Source organism: Streptococcus bovismuti, from assembly GCF_042436615.2.
Lineage (GTDB): Bacteria > Bacillota > Bacilli > Lactobacillales > Streptococcaceae > Streptococcus.
In genome coordinates, this window is the sequence record NZ_JBHMFR020000002.1 from 24,147 (window position 1) to 41,386 (window position 17,240).

Genomic DNA, 17,240 nt, shown 5'->3' on the forward strand with positions numbered 1-17,240 from the left:
ATTAAAAATATTCAAAAAGGACCTACTTAATCTCTAAGTAAGTCCCCAAAATAGGCATGGCAAAAAAGACCATCCCCTCAAGCTAACTTACTTATTGTTAGGTGTTCCGGCACCTTGTAGAAACGTCGTGCCAATTCACGACATAAACAAGTAAAACGATATTCAATTTTAAATAGGCTTGAGCCAATGTTTTTATTTTACACTAAATAACTTTAGAAATTAAATATTTTGTTAGTGTTTTTGTTTTAAAAACGAACAAATATAATAAAAATGGGCAAAAATTAACTTATTGGCTAACATTTAGAAGGTTTTTTCATCATAAAAGGCATATTATCAAGATTTTTCAAGACTTGACAATATGCCTTTTTCTAACTTTAAAGACTTTTTCCCAGTCTTTATTATTCTACTCGCTAAATCTTAAAAAATAGCCATCTGGATCCAAGACTGCAAATTCATGTGGATAAATATAGTGATCCCCAACACGAAACTTTCTTTTGGTTAAGGGACGATAAATAGGATAGTTGGCTTCCAGCAGTTTTTGGTGGAGCTGAGGAACATCTGCAATGCCAAAGGAAATATTGACACCGCGCCCGAAAGGATAGGTCAGCTGAGCTAATTCTTTTACGCTGCCTTCTTCTAGCATAAGTTGGCAGTCTTCAAGCGAGAGGAAGAGAAATTTCTCCTCTGGACGCTCGTATTCGACAGAGAATCCTAGCAGGTTGCAGTAGAAGTGGCGTGATTTTTCGATGTCAGATACTACAAATTCAGGAATGACAGCTTGATAGTCCATTCGTTTTCTCCTTAGAGTTCAATCTCCATGACAATAGGTGTATGGTCTTGGCGAGCTCCCGAGTCGATCATATCAGACTTAGTCACCTTGTTAGCGATGCGGTTACTTGTGAGCCAGTAGTCAATTCTCCAGCCAGTATTATTGATTTTAGAGGTCTTGCTGCGCTGTGCCCACCAAGTGTAGCGTTCTGGAACATCGCCGTGAATGTGGCGGAAGGTATCAGTAAATCCAGTTGCTAAAAGGTTGGTAAATCCAGCACGTTCCTCGTCGGTAAATCCAGGTGAACGGCGGTTGCTGGCAGGATTTGCAAGGTCAATTTCATTGTGGGCTACATTGTAGTCACCGGTCGCAAGGACTGGTTTTTCTTTGTCTAGTTCAGCCAAGTACTCCGCATATTTGACATCCCAGACTTGGCGTTCTTCCAAACGTTTGAGGCCGTCGCCAGCGTTTGGAGTGTAAACTTGGGTCACGAAAAATTCATCAAATTCTAGAGTGATGATGCGACCTTCTAAGTCCATGGTAGAAGGGGCACCGATTTCTGGAAAAGTGACAGTGGGTGTGAGTTCTTTCTTATAGAGGAACATGGTACCAGCGTATCCTTTACGGGCAGGCTCTTGGGAAGAGCGCCAGGTGTTTTCGTAGCCTGGAAAGAGTTCTTCTAAAATTTCCAGATGTTTCTTTGTAGGCCCCTTGGCAGAAAGCTTTGTTTCTTGGATAGCGATAATATCAGCATTTTCAGCGACCAAGGTTTGTAGGACTTCTTGGGATAATTTGGCACGAGCTGAGTCACTCGTTAGGGCTGCGTTGAGGGAATCAATATTCCATGAGATAAGTTTCATAAAGTTACCTTTTTCATTCAGATTATAGATTTTATTATACCAAAAAAAGGTCTATTTCCCCAACGTATGGCTTGAAAAATCACTCTCTTTCGTTTATAATGAAGAATGATTTTATGAAAGGGAGTGAAAATAAATGAAATTTTACTCATATGACTATGTACTTAGCCAAATCAGTCAGCAAAATGGCATCATGATTGGCTTTGGGATTGTGCTCCTAGCTATCACAGGATTTTTTGCTTTTAAGGCTTATCGTGATAAAAAGGGAACTAAGTTTCGTGAATTGGTCATGATTTTGGCCTTGACTTTGGTAGCCATGCTTTTGGTAACAATCTCAAAATACCAGACCAATCAAGCCTCTAACAATCAATTTCAAACTTCCCTTCATTTCATAGAGGTCATTTCTAAAGACTTGGGAGTGGATAAATCAGAAGTTTATGTCAATACTTCAGCTGCCACTGATGGAGCACTTATCAAGGTAGGTTCAAATTTCTATCGTGCCATGAACGGGAGCCAACCAGACAAGTATCTTTTAGAGAAATTAGAATTGCATCAAACAGATGCTATTGAATTGGTGGAGGTAAACAAATGACACTCAACTACATGGAAATTTTAATCAAACTGGCCTTGGGTCTTTTCTCGCTTGTTTTTGTTATCAATGTGACAGGAAAGGGGAATCTAGCACCTAACTCTGCTACAGACCAAATTCAGAACTATGTTCTCGGTGGTATCATTGGTGGGGTGATTTACAATAGTTCTATCAGCATTCTCCAGTATGCAGTGATTTTGATGATGTGGACGATTTTGGTCTTGACCCTCAAATGGCTCAATAACAATGTTCGTTTTGTCAAACGCTTGATTGATGGTAAACCGACTCTGCTCATCAAAAATGGGCAGATTGACCCAGAAGCCTGTCGTTCAGTTGGTTTGTCTGCGGCAGATGTTGCTCTCAAACTTCGTAGCCAAGGAATTTTCCAGATGAAGCAAGTTAAACGAGCTGTGCAAGAGCAAAATGGCCAACTCATCGTGGTCCAAATGGGAGATGAAAATCCTAAGTATCCAGTTGTGACTGACGGTGTGATCCAAGTAGATGTTTTGGAATCGATTGGTCGTAGCGAAGAGTGGTTGCTTGATAACCTCAACAAGCAAGGACATGACAATGTAGCTAATATCTTTATCGCTGAGTATGACAAGGGTGCCGTTACAGTCGTAACCTATGAATAAGAAAAACCTGGGGTCTTGGCCTCAGGTTTCTATTTGCAATCAGAAAGGGATTTTATGTCCATTATTCAAAAACTTTGGTGGTTTTTCAAGTTAGAAAAACGCCGTTATCTAGTCGGAATTGTGGCCCTGGTCTTGGTTTCCGTCCTTAATCTCATTCCCCCCATGGTCATGGGGCGGGTCATTGATGCTATCACATCGGGACAATTAACCCAGCAGGACCTCCTTCTTGACTTATTTTATTTGCTTCTTGCGGCTTTTGGGATGTACTATCTGCGTTATGTTTGGCGTATGTATATCCTTGGAACTTCCTACCGTTTGGGGCAGATTATGCGGTCTCGCTTGTTTGAGCATTTCACAAAAATGTCTCCAGCCTTTTATCAGACCTATCGGACGGGGGACCTGATGGCGCACGCAACCAATGATATCAATGCCTTGACTCGTCTCGCAGGTGGCGGTGTCATGTCAGCGGTTGATGCCTCTATCACGGCTCTAGTGACTTTGCTGACCATGCTCTTTAGCATTTCCTGGCAGATGACTCTGGTTGCCATTTTGCCCCTACCTTTCATGGCTTATGCAACTAGTCGTTTAGGTAGAAAGACTCATAAGGCCTTTGGTGAATCACAAGCTGCCTTTTCTGAACTCAATAACAAGGTGCAGGAGTCCGTATCAGGTGTTAAAGTGACCAAGTCTTTCGGGTACCAGGCGGACGAGCTCAAGTCCTTTCAGGCAGTCAATGAATTGACCTTCCAAAAGAATCTCCAAACCATGAGATACGATAGTCTCTTTGACCCCATGGTTCTCTTGTTTGTTGGTTCCTCCTATGTTTTAACGCTTTTGGTGGGCTCTTTGATGGTTCAGGAGGGGCAGATTACCGTTGGGAATCTAGTTACCTTTATCAGCTACTTGGATATGCTAGTTTGGCCTCTTATGGCCATCGGCTTCCTCTTTAATATTACCCAGCGAGGGAAGGTTTCTTACCAGCGGATTGAGGAACTTTTGTCTCAGGAATCACCTGTACAAGACCCTGAGTTTCCTCTAGACAGTATTGAAAATGGGCGCTTGCAGTATGTCATTGATAGCTTTGCCTTTGAAAATGAGGAAACACTGACAAATGTTCACTTTAGTCTGGAAAAAGGGCAAACATTGGGCTTGGTTGGTCAAACAGGCTCTGGAAAAACGTCCTTGATTAAGCTTCTCTTGCGTGAGTACGATGTGGATGAGGGAGCCATTTATCTAAACGGTCACGATATTCGCGATTATCGTCTGACAGATCTTCGTAGTCTTATGGGCTATGTTCCTCAGGATCAGTTCCTCTTTGCGACTTCGATTTTAGATAATATCCGCTTTGGCAATCCTAACTTGCCCCTTTCAGCGGTCGAGGAAGCGACTAAGCTAGCTCAAGTTTATCAAGACATTGTAGCCATGCCTCAGGGATTTGATACGCTGATTGGAGAAAAAGGAGTCAGTCTTTCTGGAGGTCAAAAGCAGCGTCTGGCCATGAGTCGGGCTATGATTTTAGACCCTGATATCTTGATTTTGGATGATTCTTTGTCCGCCGTGGATGCCAAGACAGAGTATGCGATTATCGACAACCTCAAGGAGACGCGAAAGGACAAGACAACCATTATTACGGCTCATCGCCTCAGTGCGGTTGTCCATGCAGATTTGATTTTAGTCCTGCAAAATGGTCAAATTATCGAACGAGGCAGGCACGAAGATTTGCTAGCTATGGATGGCTGGTATGCCCAAACCTACCAGTCTCAGCAGCTGGAAATGAAAGGAGAAGAAGATGCAGAATAAACAAGAACAATGGGTTGTATTGAAGCGCTTGATGTCCTATCTCAAGCCTTATGGTCTCCTGACTTTTTTGGCACTCAGTTTTCTCCTAGCAACGACGGTCATTAAAAGTGTCATTCCCCTTGTGGCTTCCCACTTTATTGACCAGTATCTCAGCAATCTCAACCAATTCGCTGTGACCGTTTTGCTGGTCTACTATGGCCTTTATATCCTACAAACTCTGGTCCAGTATGTCGGTAATCTTCTCTTTGCGCGCGTGTCTTACAGTATTGTTAGGGATATTCGTCGGGATGCCTTTGCCAATATGGAGAAACTAGGCATGTCTTACTTTGACAAGACGCCAGCAGGCTCTATCGTCTCTCGTTTGACAAATGATACTGAGACCATAAGTGATATGTTTTCAGGGATTTTATCTAGCTTTATCTCAGCAGTTTTCATCTTTCTGACAACTCTTTATACCATGTTGGTATTGGATTTTCGTTTGACAGCATTAGTCTTGCTCTTTCTCCCCTTGATTTTCCTTTTGGTCAATATCTATCGGAAAAAATCAGTGAAAATCATTGAGAAAACCAGAAGTCTCTTGTCAGATATCAATAGCAAGCTGGCTGAAAACATAGAGGGAATCAGAATAATCCAGGCCTTTAATCAAGAGAAGCGCCTACAGTCAGAGTTTGATGAAATCAACCAAGAACATTTGGTCTATGCCAACCGTTCTGTAGCCTTGGATGCCCTCTTTTTGCGTCCTGCCATGAGTTTGCTGAAACTCCTAGGATACGCTGTTTTGATGGCCTATTTTGGCTATCGTGGTCTTTATCTGGGAATAACGGCAGGAACCATGTATGCCTTTATCCAGTACATCAATCGTCTCTTTGATCCCCTGATTGAAGTGACGCAAAATTTTTCGACCCTTCAAACTTCCATGGTGTCTGCAGGTCGTGTATTTGCCTTGATTGACGAGAGGACCTATGAGCCTCTTCAAGAAAATGGCCAGGCTGAGGTAAAAGAAGGCAATATTCGTTTTGAACATGTGTGTTTCTCGTATGACGGTAAACATCAGATTCTGGATGATATTTCCTTTTCGGTTAACAAGGGTGAAACCATTGCATTTGTAGGCCATACAGGTTCAGGGAAATCGTCTATTATCAATGTCCTTATGCGCTTTTATGAATTCCAGTCAGGCCGAGTTCTCTTGGATGGTGTGGATATTAGGGACTACAGTCAGGAAGAGCTGAGAAAGAACATCGGTCTGGTCTTGCAGGAACCCTTCCTCTATCATGGAACCATCAAGTCCAATATTGCCATGTACCAAGAAATCAGTGATGAGCAGGTCCAGGCTGCGGCAGCCTTCGTGGATGCAAATTCCTTTATTCAGGAACTTACTTTAGGCTATGATGCACCCGTTTCCGAGCGGGGTTCGAGCTTTTCTACTGGTCAGCGCCAGCTTCTAGCCTTTGCTAGAACAGTCGCCAGTCAGCCTAAAATCCTGATTTTGGATGAAGCGACAGCCAATATTGACTCTGAAACAGAAAGTTTAGTTCAAGCTTCACTAGCTAAGATGAGACAGGGACGGACAACCATTGCCATTGCCCACCGTCTTTCTACTATCCAAGACGCCAACTGTATCTATGTATTGGACAAGGGGCGCATTATCGAGAGTGGAACCCATGAGGAACTCTTGGATCTGGGTGGAACCTACCACAAGATGTATAGCTTGCAGGCAGGGGCCATGTCCTAATACTCTTTGATTTTCATTGAGTGTAAGAAGGAAATCCTTCAAATTACAGATTTCTTTCACCGCCTTTTCCATTTTGTGGTATAATGAAAAATGTTGACAAATAGTATAATAAAAACAAAGGAGAAACAGCATGCTGAAATGGGAAGACTTGCCCGTGGAAATGAAATCAAGCGAGGTTGAGTCTTACTACCAGCTTGTCTCTAAAAGGAAGGGTTCGCTGATTTTCAAGCGTTGCTTGGACTGGGTTCTAGCCTTGGTCGTACTGATTCTGACCTCTCCAATCTTTCTCATCTTGAGCATTTGGATCAAGTTGGATAGCAAGGGGCCAGTGATTTACAAGCAAGAGCGCGTGACCCAGTATAACCGTCGGTTCAAGATTTGGAAGTTCCGTACCATGGTAACGGATGCGGACAAAAAAGGAAGTCTGGTAACTTCTGCTAACGATAGCCGCATTACCAAAGTGGGAAATTTCATCCGCCGTGTCCGTTTGGACGAACTACCTCAGTTGGTCAATGTCCTTAAAGGTGAGATGTCTTTTGTCGGTACACGACCTGAAGTGCCACGCTACACAGAGCAGTATAGTCCTGAAATGATGGCGACCTTGCTTTTGCCAGCAGGTATTACCTCTCCAGCTAGCATCAACTACAAGGATGAGGACACTATCATCAGTCAAATGACGGAGAAAGGTCTGTCGGTTGACCAAGCCTATGTAGAGCATGTTCTTCCTGAAAAGATGCGTTATAACCTCGCTTATCTCCGAGAGTTTAGTTTCTTTGGAGACATCAAAATCATGTTTCAAACCGTGTTTGAAGTGCTAAAATAAAGTAGTCATGAGAAAATGAGTACATATAAAAGGAGCAAATCAATGCCAAATTACAATATTCCATTTTCACCACCCGATATTACGGAAGCAGAAATTGCTGAAGTAGCGGATACCCTGCGTTCTGGTTGGATCACAACAGGTCCTAAGACCAAAGAACTGGAACGTCGCTTGTCTCAATACACACAGACTCCCAAGACTGTCTGCCTCAATTCTGCAACTGCCGCGCTTGAGTTGATTTTGCGCGTCTTGGAAGTTGGACCTGGTGATGAAGTCATCGTTCCAGCCATGACCTATACAGCTTCATGTAGTGTCATCACTCACGTAGGAGCGACCCCTGTCATGGTGGATATCCAAGCAGATACGTTTGAGATGGACTATGACCTGCTAGAGCAAGCTATCACTGAAAATACCAAGGTGATCATCCCGGTAGAACTTGCAGGGATTGTTTGCGACTATGACCGTTTGTTCCAAGTAGTGGAGAAGAAACGTGACCTCTTTACTGCTTCAAGCAAGTGGCAAAAAGCCTTTAACCGTATTGTGATTGTTTCTGATAGTGCCCATGCTTTGGGATCTACTTATAAAGGACAACCTGCTGGCTCTATCGCTGACTTTACTTCCTTCTCATTCCACGCAGTTAAGAACTTTACAACTGCAGAGGGTGGAAGTGCCACTTGGAAATCTAATCCAGCGATTGACGACGAAGAGATGTACAAGGAATTTCAAATTCTTTCCCTTCACGGGCAAACTAAGGATGCTCTGGCCAAGATGCAACTGGGTTCATGGGAATACGATATCGTCACACCAGCCTACAAGTGCAATATGACCGATATCATGGCATCGCTTGGTTTGGTACAATTGGACCGCTATCCAAGTTTGTTGCAACGTCGTAAGGATATCGTGGATCGCTATGATCGTGGCTTTGCAGGTTCTCGCATCCATCCTTTGGCACACAAGACTGAAACTGTCGAATCTTCACGTCACCTCTACATTACCCATGTAGAAGGAGCAAGCTTACAAGAACGCAATCTTATCATCCAAGAATTGGCCAAAGCAGGCATTGCAAGTAACGTCCACTACAAACCGCTTCCGCTCTTGACAGCCTATAAGAATCTTGGTTTTGACATGGCGAACTATCCTAAGGCCTATGCCTTCTTTGAAAATGAAATTACCCTTCCTCTTCACACTAAATTAAGTGATGAAGAAGTGGACTATATCATTGAGACTTTCAAAACAGTTTCTGAAAAAGTACTAACTTTATCAAAAAAATCGTAAAAAAGTCTTGACAAAGAAAAAGTAAAGTATTAAAATAAGTTCAATAAATCAGAAAAGTAACTATTTTTGATCTCCAGGGAGCCTGTGGTTATTGTGAACAGGTGGTTGGGAGTAGTGAAAGTGGGCTGATTTTAAAAATGAATTTGAAACAATGAAAATTCGGTGCGCACACCTTACAGTGCAACTTGTTGTTAGACAAGGCAGAGATGTAAAGGGGAATAGTCCCTTTATAATTGAGGTGGCACCGCGTTACCAACGCCCTCACGCAGAGTAATTTTCTGTGTGTGGGCTTTTTTCATATCTTGGAACCAATACAGAAAGAGGAAAATTTTATGACAACTAAAGGTTATTTTGGACAATTTGGTGGTAGTTTTGTACCGGAGCCGATTCAGGCTTTGTTGGATGAGTTGGAAGTGACATTTGACAAGTATAAGGATGATCCAGAGTTTTTGGCAGAATTTCGCCATTACTTGAAGGACTATTCCGGTCGCGAAACACCGCTCTATTTTGCGGAAAGTTTGACAGACCACTTAGGTGGAGCTAAGATTTATCTCAAGCGCGAAGACCTTAACCACCTTGGTTCTCACAAACTCAACAACGTTTTAGGGCAAATTCTTCTGGCTAAACGTATGGGTAAAAAACGGGTTATCGCAGAGACAGGAGCTGGTCAGCACGGTGTTGCGACTGCAGCAGCTGCAGCCAAGTTTGGTATGGCTTGTGATGTCTACATGGGAGCAGAAGATGTGGAGCGTCAACGTCTCAATGTTTTCCGTATGGAGATGATGGGAGCAACTGTTCACGCAGTTGAAACGGGGACACGAACTCTTAAGGATGCGGTTGATGCAGCCTTTGGAGCATGGATGAATGATTTGGAAGCCTTCTACGTTTTGGGATCTGCTGTGGGACCTCACCCTTATCCAACAATTGTCCATGAGTTCCAGAAAGTCATCAGTGAAGAATCTCGCCGTCAAATCTTAGAAAAAGAAGGCCGTTTACCAGACTACGTTATTGCCTGTGTAGGTGGTGGTTCCAATGCCATCGGTGCTTTTTCTCAGTATGTAGCTGATGAAGCAGTCAAATTGGTTGGGGTCGAAGCTGCTGGTCACGGACTTGATACAGACAAGCACGCAGCTACTATGACAAAAGGTAGCATCGGAATTGTCGACGGAATGAAGACCTATGCAGTCTTTAAAGAAGATGGAGAGCTGGCTCCAGTTTACTCTATCTCAGCTGGTTTGGACTATCCAGGTGTTGGTCCAGAACACGCCTACTTCAAAGACTCAGGTCGCGTGGAATATGTGGCTGCGACGGATGAAGAAGCTGTTCAAGCCCTGCTCCTTCTCAGCAAGACTGAAGGGATTATCCCAGCGATTGAAAGTTCACACGCTATTGCAGAAGCGGTTAAACGTGCACCAAAACTAAGTAAAGATGAGATTATCATCATCAATGTCTCTGGTCGTGGAGACAAGGATGTAGCTGCGATTGCAGACTACCTAGAAGCTAAAAAATAATAGATGGAAAAATTACAGTCCTTTCTCTCACAGAGAGCTTGTGGTTGCTGGAAACAAGCAGAGAAAGCTGTAAGGTTGGGTCCATCTGAAACGAGAGAAGAAAACATAATTCTCAAGGGAGTGCCCTTTATCGCACAGCCTGTTACAGGAGGTATCTGAGACAGGAATGAGAGATAGGAGAAATCCTATAATTGAGGTGGCACCGCGAATTTCGTCCTCACGCAAGTTATTTTGCGTGGGGACTTTTTATACAGTCGCCACCAACTAGAATTAGAACTGAAAGGGAAATTACAATGGAACGAATCATTCATGGAGATGTCTTATCACCAATCTTGGCTTATATGCGTCTAAAGGGGCAACACAAGGTTATTTTAGAAAGTATTCCGAGAGACAAGGAAACCGCTCGTTTTTCTATCTTAGCCTATAATCCAGTTTTTGAGATTAAGTTTGAAAATGGAGTTCTTTATCAAAATGGTCAAGTGATTGATCGGGATCCCTTGGATTTCCTTTATGAAGTGACTCATAAGAACCAGCACCATTCAGACCTACCTTTTGGTGGGGGAGCCATTGGATTTGTTGGCTACGATATGATTTCGCTTTATGAAGAAATTGGTCAAATTCCTGAAGATACAATTGGAACTCCAGACATGCATTTCTTCGTCTATGAGAGTTACATGGTCTTTGACCACAAGAAGGAAAAAATCCATGTCATAGAGGATGCTCTTTATAGTGAGCGTAGCCAAGAAGACTTGGAAGAAGCCTTGAACCAAGTGCTTGAGGAATTACGCATTCCTGCTCCAAATGAATTTGAAGACTTGGATCTATCTCCACTGGACTTCAAACCCCATATCGCTCCTCAGAAGTTTGAGGAAATGGTGGAAACAGCTCGTGACTTGATTCGTAATGGCGATATGTTCCAATGTGTACTCAGTCAGCGCTTCTCAGCAGAAGTTACTGGAAATCCATTTGACTTCTACAGAAATCTCCGCGTGACTAATCCTTCTAATTACCTTTATTTCTATGATTTTGGGGATTATCAAATCATCGGAGCTAGTCCAGAAAGTTTGGTTTCTGTCAAAAATGGCATCGTGACAACCAATCCGATTGCAGGGACACGACCAAGAGGCGCTACGGATGAAGAAGATAAGGATTTGGCGACAGACCTGCTTTCGGATGAGAAGGAAACAGCAGAGCATCGGATGTTAGTAGACTTGGGACGTAATGATATTGGTCGCATCTCTGAAACGGCCAGTGTCCAAGTCACTAAGTATATGGAAGTGGAGCTTTTCCGTTATGTCATGCATTTGACCAGTGTGGTCAAGGGGCGTTTGCTTCCAGAACTCACTGCCATGGATGCTTTGAAAGCAACACTTCCTGCTGGAACCGTTTCAGGAGCACCAAAGATTCGAGCGATGAGACGCATTTATGAACAGGAAACAGAAAAACGTGGCGTATACGCAGGAGCAATCGGCTACTTGTCTGCGACGGGTGATATGGATTTCGCCATTGCCATCCGAACGATGATTCTCAAAAATCAAACAGCTTATGTGCAGGCTGGGGCAGGGATTGTCTACGACTCCATTGCCCAAAACGAATACCAAGAAACCATTAACAAAGCAAAATCTATGACTAGAATTGGAGAACTAAGACCATGATTTTATTAATTGACAACTATGATTCTTTTACTTATAACTTGGCCCAATACATTGGGAATTTTGCAGAAGTTCAGGTCTTGAGAAATGATGATCCCAGGCTGTATGAAGAAGCTGGAAAAGCAGATGGTCTGGTCTTTTCGCCCGGTCCTGGTTGGCCAGTTGATGCTGGAAAGATGGAAGACATGATTCGTGATTTTGCTGGCAAGAAGCCGATTCTTGGGATTTGTTTGGGCCACCAAGCTATCGCAGAAGTCTTTGGCGGTAAGCTAGGCTTGGCTCCCAAAGTCATGCATGGGAAACAGAGCAATATCAACTTTGAAGCGCCATCTGTTCTGTATCAAGGTATCGAGGATGGCCGTGCAGTCATGCGTTACCACAGTATTTTGATTGAAGAAATGCCAGAAGACTTTGAAGTGACAGCTCGTTCGACTGATGACCAAGCCATCATGGGAATTCAACATAAAAATCTACCGATTTATGGCTTCCAGTACCATCCAGAGAGCATTGGAACGCCAGATGGCTTGTCTTCTATTCGGAATTTTATCGAGAAGGTTGTAAAGTGAGGAAACTAGGATGAAAGAGATTATTGAAAAACTAGCAAAATTTGAAAATTTATCAGGTGTGGAAATGACGGATGTCATTGAGCGTATCGTAACTGGCCGTGTAACGGAGGCGCAGATTGCTTCTCTCCTTTTGGCTCTTAAGATGAAGGGGGAAACACCTGAAGAGCGCACAGCCATTGCTCAAGTCATGAGAGGCCATGCCCAACACATTCCAACTGAAATTCATGATGCCATGGACAACTGTGGTACAGGTGGAGACAAATCCTTCAGCTTTAACATTTCCACAACTGCAGCCTTTGTCTTGGCTGGTGGCGGTGTTCACATGGCCAAACACGGTAACCGCTCGATTTCTTCTAAATCTGGTTCTGCAGATGTCCTCGAAGCCTTGGGTATCAACCTAGATCTCAAACCAGCTGAACTAGGTAAGGTCTTTGATAAAACTGGAATCGTCTTTCTCTTTGCTAAAAATATGCACCCAGCAATGAAATACATCATGCCAGCTCGTTTGGAATTGGGAATTCCAACCATTATGAACTTGACTGGTCCCCTGATTCACCCAATGGCCTTGGAAACACAGCTTCTTGGAATTAGTCGTCCAGAACTTCTAGAAAGTACAGCTCAGGTTTTGAAAAATATGGGTCGCAAACGTGCCATCGTGGTTGCTGGGCCAGAAGGACTGGATGAAGCTGGTTTGAACGGAACAACCAAGATTGCTCTTCTTGAAAATGGCGAAATCACCTTGTCAAGCTTTACTCCAGAGGATTTGGGAATGGAAGGCTATGCTATCGAAGATATTCGTGGAGGCAATGCTCAGGAAAATGCAGAAATTTTGCTCAGCGTTCTTAAAAACGAACCAAGTCCATTCTTGGAAACTACAGTTTTAAATGCAGGTCTTGGTTTCTATGCTAATGGTAAGGTAGCTAGCATTAAGGAAGGAGTTGCCTTGGCACGTCAAGTGATTGCTAGTGGCAAGGCCCTTGAAAAACTCAGACTGTTACAGGAGTACCAAAAATGAGTCAGGAATTTTTAGCACGAATCTTGGAGCAGAAGGCGCGTGAGGTCGAGCAAATGGAGATGGAGCAAATCCAGCCCCTGCGCCAGACCTATCGCTTGGCTGACTTTTTGAAGAATCATCAAGACCGCTTGCAGGTAATTGCTGAAGTTAAGAAAGCTAGCCCTAGTCTGGGAGATATCAATCTCAATGTGGATATTGTGCAACAGGCCCAGACTTATGAAGCGAACGGAGCAGTGATGATTTCGGTTTTGACAGATGAGGTTTTCTTTAAAGGTCATTTGGATTATCTACGGGGGATTTCCAGTCAGGTACAGATTCCAACGCTCAACAAGGACTTTATCATCGATGAAAAGCAAATCATCCGTGCTCGCAATGCAGGTGCAACAGTCATCTTACTCATTGTGGCTGCCTTGTCAGAAGAACGCCTTAAGGAACTCTACGACTACGCGACAGAGCTTGGTCTGGAAGTCTTGGTGGAAACCCACAATCTAGCTGAACTAGAGGTGGCCCACAGACTCGGTGCTCAGATTATCGGAGTTAATAACCGAAACTTGACCACCTTTGAGGTCGATTTGGAGACCAGTGTAGACTTGGCTAAACACTTCAAAGATGATTGCTTGTATATTTCTGAATCAGCTATTTTCACAGGGCAGGATGCAGAGCGAGTAGCACCATACTTTAACGGCATTTTAGTAGGGACAGCTCTCATGCAGGCAGAAGATGTAGCCCAGAGAATCAAGGAGTTGCAGATTGACAAAGGTTAAAATTTGCGGATTATCGACCGAGGAAGCGGTGGAAACAGCCGTTTCAGCAGGAGCGGACTACATCGGCTTTGTCTTCGCACCTAGCAAAAGACAGGTGACCTTGGATCAGGCTGCTGAGCTGGCAAAGATTATTCCGTCAGACGTAAAAAAGGTTGGGGTATTTGTTTCACCAAGTCGGGTAGAACTGCTAGAAGCGATTGACAAAGTTGGTTTAGACTTGGTTCAAGTTCACGGTCAGATAGCGGATGATGTGTTTGAGGATTTGCCCTGTGACAGCATTCAGGCTGTGCAGGTGGATGGAGAGGGGCATGTGCCTCATTCTCAGGCAGATTATCTCCTCTTTGATGCCCCTGTGGCAGGAAGTGGCCAGACCTTTGACTGGGGGCAACTAGATACTACTGGACTAAATCAGCCCTTCTTTATCGCAGGTGGGCTTAAGGAAGACAATGTAGTACAAGCAATTCAACACTTTACTCCCTATGCAGTAGATGTATCGAGCGGAGTGGAGACAGATGGACAAAAAGATCATGAAAAGATTAGAAGATTTATAGAGAGGGTAAAGAATGGCATATCAGGAACCAAATAAAGATGGATTTTACGGAAAATTCGGAGGACGTTTCGTCCCAGAAACATTGATGACAGCAGTTTTGGAGTTGGAGAAGGCCTACCGTGAAAGTCAGGCAGATCCAAGTTTCCAAGAGGAATTAAACCAACTCTTGCGTCAGTACGTGGGGCGTGAAACTCCCCTTTACTACGCAAAAAATTTGACTCAGCATATCGGCGGAGCCAAGATTTATCTTAAACGTGAAGACCTTAATCATACAGGGGCCCACAAGATTAACAATGCCTTGGGACAAGTTCTTCTGGCTAAACGCATGGGCAAAAAGAAAATTATCGCTGAAACAGGTGCTGGTCAGCACGGTGTAGCAACTGCAACAGCTGCGGCCCTCTTTAACATGGAGTGTACCATCTATATGGGTGAAGAGGATGTTAAACGCCAAGCCCTCAATGTGTTCCGTATGGAGCTTTTGGGAGCTAAGGTTGAGGCAGTGACAGACGGTTCGCGCGTGCTCAAGGATGCGGTCAATGCAGCCCTTCGTTCATGGGTAGCTAATATTGATGATACCCACTATATCCTTGGTTCTGCCTTGGGGCCTCATCCATTCCCAGAAATCGTTCGTGACTTCCAAAGTGTTATTGGTCGAGAAGCTAAACAACAGTACCGTGACTTGACAGGTAAAAATCTACCAGATGCCTTAGTAGCCTGTGTTGGTGGTGGTTCTAATGCCATCGGTCTCTTCCATCCATTTGTAGAAGATGAATCAGTAGCTATGTATGGAGCTGAAGCAGCAGGACTTGGTGTGGATACAGAGCATCACGCAGCTACCTTGACCAAGGGTCGTCCGGGTGTCCTTCACGGTTCCCTCATGGATGTGCTCCAAGATGCCCATGGTCAAATTCTTGAAGCCTTCTCGATCTCAGCAGGTTTGGACTATCCTGGTATCGGTCCAGAGCATTCTCACTACCACGATATCAAACGTGCCAGCTATGTTCCTGTGACAGACGAAGAAGCCTTGGAAGGATTCCAACTCTTGTCTCGTGTGGAAGGGATTATCCCAGCCTTGGAATCTAGCCATGCGATCGCCTTTGCGGTGAAATTAGCCAAAGAACTTGGACCAGAAAAGTCTATGATTGTCTGTCTATCAGGTCGTGGGGACAAGGATGTGGTTCAAGTCAAAGACCGCTTGGAAGCAGATGCAGCAAAGAAGGGAGAAGCTCATGTCTAAGACACTAACAGAAAAATTAAACGCTATAAAAGCAGCTGGAAAAGGAATTTTCGTTCCCTATATCATGGCTGGAGACCATGAGAAAGGTTTGGATGGACTCGGAGAAACAATTCACTTTTTAGAAGATTTGGGTGTTTCGGCTATTGAAGTTGGTATTCCCTTTTCAGACCCTGTTGCAGATGGACCTGTTATCGAAGAAGCTGGCTTGCGCAGTTTAGCCCACGGGACCTCTACCCAGGCTTTGGTTGAAACATTGAAAACCATTGAAACAGAGGTTCCACTTGTCATCATGACCTACTTCAACCCCCTCTTTCAGTACGGTGTGGAGAACTTTGTCAAAGATTTGGCAGATACAGCGGTTAAGGGCTTGATCATTCCAGACCTTCCTCATGAGCATGCCAATTTTGTGGAGCCTTATTTGGCAGATACAGACATCGCTTTGATTCCCCTAGTTAGTTTGACAACAGGACTTGAGCGTCAAAAAGAGTTGATTGAAGGAGCAGAAGGATTCGTCTATGCGGTTGCCATCAATGGGGTGACAGGGAAATCAGGCAATTACCGTGCAGACTTGGACAAGCACTTGGCACAACTGCATCAAGTAGCCGATATCCCAGTCTTGACAGGTTTTGGCGTATCTAGTCAAGCCGATGTAGAACGCTTCAATGCGGTATCAGATGGCGTTATCGTCGGTTCAAAAATCGTAAAAGCTCTCCACCAAGGAGAGCCGATTGAGGACTTTATCAGACAAGCAGTAGCTTACCAAAAATAATCACACAAGCAGCAAGTAAGAGGAAAGGCACGAAAGGAAGTCTTTCCTTTTTCTTTTGCAGGAGAAAGGCTAGAATTCCCGCCGCAGAAGCAAACTGAATCAAGATGAGTAATTCGGTTGCGCTAAAGATGAGAGCACAAGAAGCTAGAAAGAGAAAATCCCCTGCTCCCATTCGGATATCGATAAAATGAGCCAAAATTCCAAGGACAAGGAAGAAGAACATGACCAGATTCCAGCCAGAGCAGACCATTAGGAGTAGATGAAAGACAATCCAGACCAGTAAGGGGTATTCCTGATGGCGCAAGTCGTAGATACCCAAGGTCAAACCAGTAGTGATTAGGATAACTTGTCCCAAGGAAAGAAAACCCCAAGAGCAAACCAGAAAAAGGAGACCTAAACTTAGTTCAAAAAGGGCATACCAGACTGGATAAGGTGCCTTGCAGTAGCGACAGCGAAAGCGATTGAGCACCTGCGACAGAATCGGAATCAAATCTAAGGGACGCAAGCGAATCTGACAAGAATCGCAGTGACTGGCTGGACTGATAATAGACTGCTCTGGAAAACGGTCAATGACCAAACCGAGAAAGGAAGCGAGAATGCTCCCGACAAGAAAAAAATAAAAATTGATCATACTTATCTATTCGTAAAAAATCGGAGAAGTAGTATAATAGAGAAAAATAGATAAGATAGTGAGGAAAA

The 17,240-nt window shown here is 43.9% G+C and carries 17 protein-coding genes, 1 riboswitch and 2 other annotated features; of the genes, 14 read left to right on the forward strand and 3 right to left on the reverse strand.

From position 1 onward, the window contains the following. Positions 1 to 74: 74 nt before the first annotated feature. Positions 75 to 170: riboswitch (purine riboswitch) on the reverse strand. Positions 171 to 403: 233 nt separating this feature from the next. Further along, positions 404 to 790 carry a bleomycin resistance protein gene (locus tag ACERDH_RS03000; RefSeq protein ID WP_265471975.1) on the reverse strand — a complete coding sequence of 129 codons (387 nt, stop codon included), beginning with the start codon at positions 788 to 790 and terminating at the stop codon, positions 404 to 406. Between the two features lie 11 nt (positions 791 to 801). Further along, positions 802 to 1,629, reverse strand: coding sequence for an exodeoxyribonuclease III (locus ACERDH_RS03005; protein WP_265471976.1), 828 nt, complete (start codon positions 1,627 to 1,629; stop codon positions 802 to 804). A 133-nt stretch (positions 1,630 to 1,762) separates the two neighbouring features. On the opposite strand from ACERDH_RS03005, the gene ACERDH_RS03010 reads away from it, so the two are divergent. The 14 genes from ACERDH_RS03010 to trpA all read left to right on the forward strand — a co-directional run bounded on the left by ACERDH_RS03010 (position 1,763) and on the right by trpA (position 16,541). Continuing rightward, complete coding sequence (locus tag ACERDH_RS03010) at positions 1,763 to 2,218, forward strand: DUF3290 family protein (protein ID WP_000675328.1); 456 nt, start codon at positions 1,763 to 1,765, stop codon at positions 2,216 to 2,218. Beyond that, a complete protein-coding gene (locus tag ACERDH_RS03015; protein WP_000174447.1) occupies positions 2,215 to 2,850 on the forward strand; it encodes a DUF421 domain-containing protein in 636 nt (211 codons plus the stop codon). Before ACERDH_RS03010 ends, ACERDH_RS03015 begins: the two co-directional genes overlap by 4 nt. Positions 2,851 to 2,904: 54 nt before the next feature. Continuing rightward, on the forward strand, positions 2,905 to 4,650 hold the full coding sequence (locus ACERDH_RS03020; RefSeq protein WP_261027236.1) for an ABC transporter ATP-binding protein: 1,746 nt from the start codon (positions 2,905 to 2,907) through the stop codon (positions 4,648 to 4,650). Then, positions 4,640 to 6,382 (forward strand): ABC transporter ATP-binding protein, encoded by a 1,743-nt coding sequence (locus tag ACERDH_RS03025; RefSeq protein WP_386679389.1) that lies wholly within the window; start codon positions 4,640 to 4,642, stop codon positions 6,380 to 6,382. Before ACERDH_RS03020 ends, ACERDH_RS03025 begins: the two co-directional genes overlap by 11 nt. 130 nt (positions 6,383 to 6,512) lie before the next feature. Then, entirely contained in the window at positions 6,513 to 7,205 is a 693-nt protein-coding gene (locus tag ACERDH_RS03030) for a sugar transferase (RefSeq protein WP_386679391.1), read from the forward strand. A 42-nt stretch (positions 7,206 to 7,247) separates the two neighbouring features. Further along, positions 7,248 to 8,477 carry a DegT/DnrJ/EryC1/StrS family aminotransferase gene (locus ACERDH_RS03035; protein ID WP_265470979.1) on the forward strand — a complete coding sequence of 410 codons (1,230 nt, stop codon included), beginning with the start codon at positions 7,248 to 7,250 and terminating at the stop codon, positions 8,475 to 8,477. A gap of 34 nt (positions 8,478 to 8,511) precedes the next feature. Further along, positions 8,512 to 8,743: a binding site (T-box leader), on the forward strand. Positions 8,744 to 8,809: 66 nt separating this feature from the next. After that, positions 8,810 to 9,988 (forward strand): tryptophan synthase subunit beta, encoded by a 1,179-nt coding sequence (gene trpB / locus ACERDH_RS03040; protein ID WP_020901639.1) that lies wholly within the window; start codon positions 8,810 to 8,812, stop codon positions 9,986 to 9,988. Further along, positions 9,985 to 10,210, forward strand: a binding site (T-box leader). (Overlaps the previous gene by 4 nt.) Before the next feature lie 71 nt (positions 10,211 to 10,281). After that, positions 10,282 to 11,643, forward strand: a complete 1,362-nt coding sequence (gene trpE, locus ACERDH_RS03045; RefSeq protein WP_070526726.1) for an anthranilate synthase component I — start codon at positions 10,282 to 10,284, stop codon at positions 11,641 to 11,643. Next, a complete protein-coding gene (locus tag ACERDH_RS03050; RefSeq protein ID WP_000601916.1) occupies positions 11,640 to 12,206 on the forward strand; it encodes an aminodeoxychorismate/anthranilate synthase component II in 567 nt (188 codons plus the stop codon). The genes trpE and ACERDH_RS03050 overlap by 4 nt, the downstream gene beginning before the upstream one ends. 10 nt (positions 12,207 to 12,216) lie before the next feature. Then, on the forward strand, positions 12,217 to 13,221 hold the full coding sequence (gene trpD / locus ACERDH_RS03055; protein ID WP_102211401.1) for an anthranilate phosphoribosyltransferase: 1,005 nt from the start codon (positions 12,217 to 12,219) through the stop codon (positions 13,219 to 13,221). After that, positions 13,218 to 13,985, forward strand: coding sequence for an indole-3-glycerol phosphate synthase TrpC (trpC, locus tag ACERDH_RS03060; protein ID WP_386679395.1), 768 nt, complete (start codon positions 13,218 to 13,220; stop codon positions 13,983 to 13,985). The genes trpD and trpC overlap by 4 nt, the downstream gene beginning before the upstream one ends. After that, the gene (locus ACERDH_RS03065; protein WP_042768741.1) at positions 13,972 to 14,571 is read left to right on the forward strand and encodes a phosphoribosylanthranilate isomerase; all 600 of its coding nucleotides are present in this window, start codon (positions 13,972 to 13,974) and stop codon (positions 14,569 to 14,571) included. The genes trpC and ACERDH_RS03065 overlap by 14 nt, the downstream gene beginning before the upstream one ends. Next, positions 14,549 to 15,772, forward strand: coding sequence for a tryptophan synthase subunit beta (gene trpB / locus ACERDH_RS03070; RefSeq protein WP_386679397.1), 1,224 nt, complete (start codon positions 14,549 to 14,551; stop codon positions 15,770 to 15,772). Before ACERDH_RS03065 ends, trpB (ACERDH_RS03070) begins: the two co-directional genes overlap by 23 nt. Then, positions 15,765 to 16,541, forward strand: coding sequence for a tryptophan synthase subunit alpha (gene trpA / locus ACERDH_RS03075; protein WP_386679399.1), 777 nt, complete (start codon positions 15,765 to 15,767; stop codon positions 16,539 to 16,541). Before trpB (ACERDH_RS03070) ends, trpA begins: the two co-directional genes overlap by 8 nt. Here the strand turns inward: trpA and ACERDH_RS03080 are convergent. Next, positions 16,513 to 17,172, reverse strand: a complete 660-nt coding sequence (locus tag ACERDH_RS03080; RefSeq protein ID WP_386679401.1) for a prepilin peptidase — start codon at positions 17,170 to 17,172, stop codon at positions 16,513 to 16,515. The two genes, trpA and ACERDH_RS03080, sit on opposite strands and share 29 nt — an antisense overlap. Positions 17,173 to 17,240: the final 68 nt, after the last annotated feature.

Coding starts and splice junctions, on each gene's coding strand:
- ACERDH_RS03015 (WP_000174447.1), top strand. CDS start 2,215: ATGACACTCAACTACATGGAAATTTTAATCAAACTGGCCTTGGGTCTT.
- trpB (WP_386679397.1), top strand. CDS start 14,549: ATGGCATATCAGGAACCAAATAAAGATGGATTTTACGGAAAATTCGGA.
- ACERDH_RS03025 (WP_386679389.1), top strand. CDS start 4,640: ATGCAGAATAAACAAGAACAATGGGTTGTATTGAAGCGCTTGATGTCC.
- ACERDH_RS03020 (WP_261027236.1), top strand. CDS start 2,905: ATGTCCATTATTCAAAAACTTTGGTGGTTTTTCAAGTTAGAAAAACGC.
- trpD (WP_102211401.1), top strand. CDS start 12,217: ATGAAAGAGATTATTGAAAAACTAGCAAAATTTGAAAATTTATCAGGT.
- ACERDH_RS03005 (WP_265471976.1), bottom strand. CDS start 1,629: ATGAAACTTATCTCATGGAATATTGATTCCCTCAACGCAGCCCTAACG.
- ACERDH_RS03080 (WP_386679401.1), bottom strand. CDS start 17,172: ATGATCAATTTTTATTTTTTTCTTGTCGGGAGCATTCTCGCTTCCTTT.
- ACERDH_RS03030 (WP_386679391.1), top strand. CDS start 6,513: ATGCTGAAATGGGAAGACTTGCCCGTGGAAATGAAATCAAGCGAGGTT.
- ACERDH_RS03050 (WP_000601916.1), top strand. CDS start 11,640: ATGATTTTATTAATTGACAACTATGATTCTTTTACTTATAACTTGGCC.
- ACERDH_RS03035 (WP_265470979.1), top strand. CDS start 7,248: ATGCCAAATTACAATATTCCATTTTCACCACCCGATATTACGGAAGCA.
- trpC (WP_386679395.1), top strand. CDS start 13,218: ATGAGTCAGGAATTTTTAGCACGAATCTTGGAGCAGAAGGCGCGTGAG.
- ACERDH_RS03010 (WP_000675328.1), top strand. CDS start 1,763: ATGAAATTTTACTCATATGACTATGTACTTAGCCAAATCAGTCAGCAA.
- trpE (WP_070526726.1), top strand. CDS start 10,282: ATGGAACGAATCATTCATGGAGATGTCTTATCACCAATCTTGGCTTAT.
- trpB (WP_020901639.1), top strand. CDS start 8,810: ATGACAACTAAAGGTTATTTTGGACAATTTGGTGGTAGTTTTGTACCG.
- ACERDH_RS03000 (WP_265471975.1), bottom strand. CDS start 790: ATGGACTATCAAGCTGTCATTCCTGAATTTGTAGTATCTGACATCGAA.
- trpA (WP_386679399.1), top strand. CDS start 15,765: ATGTCTAAGACACTAACAGAAAAATTAAACGCTATAAAAGCAGCTGGA.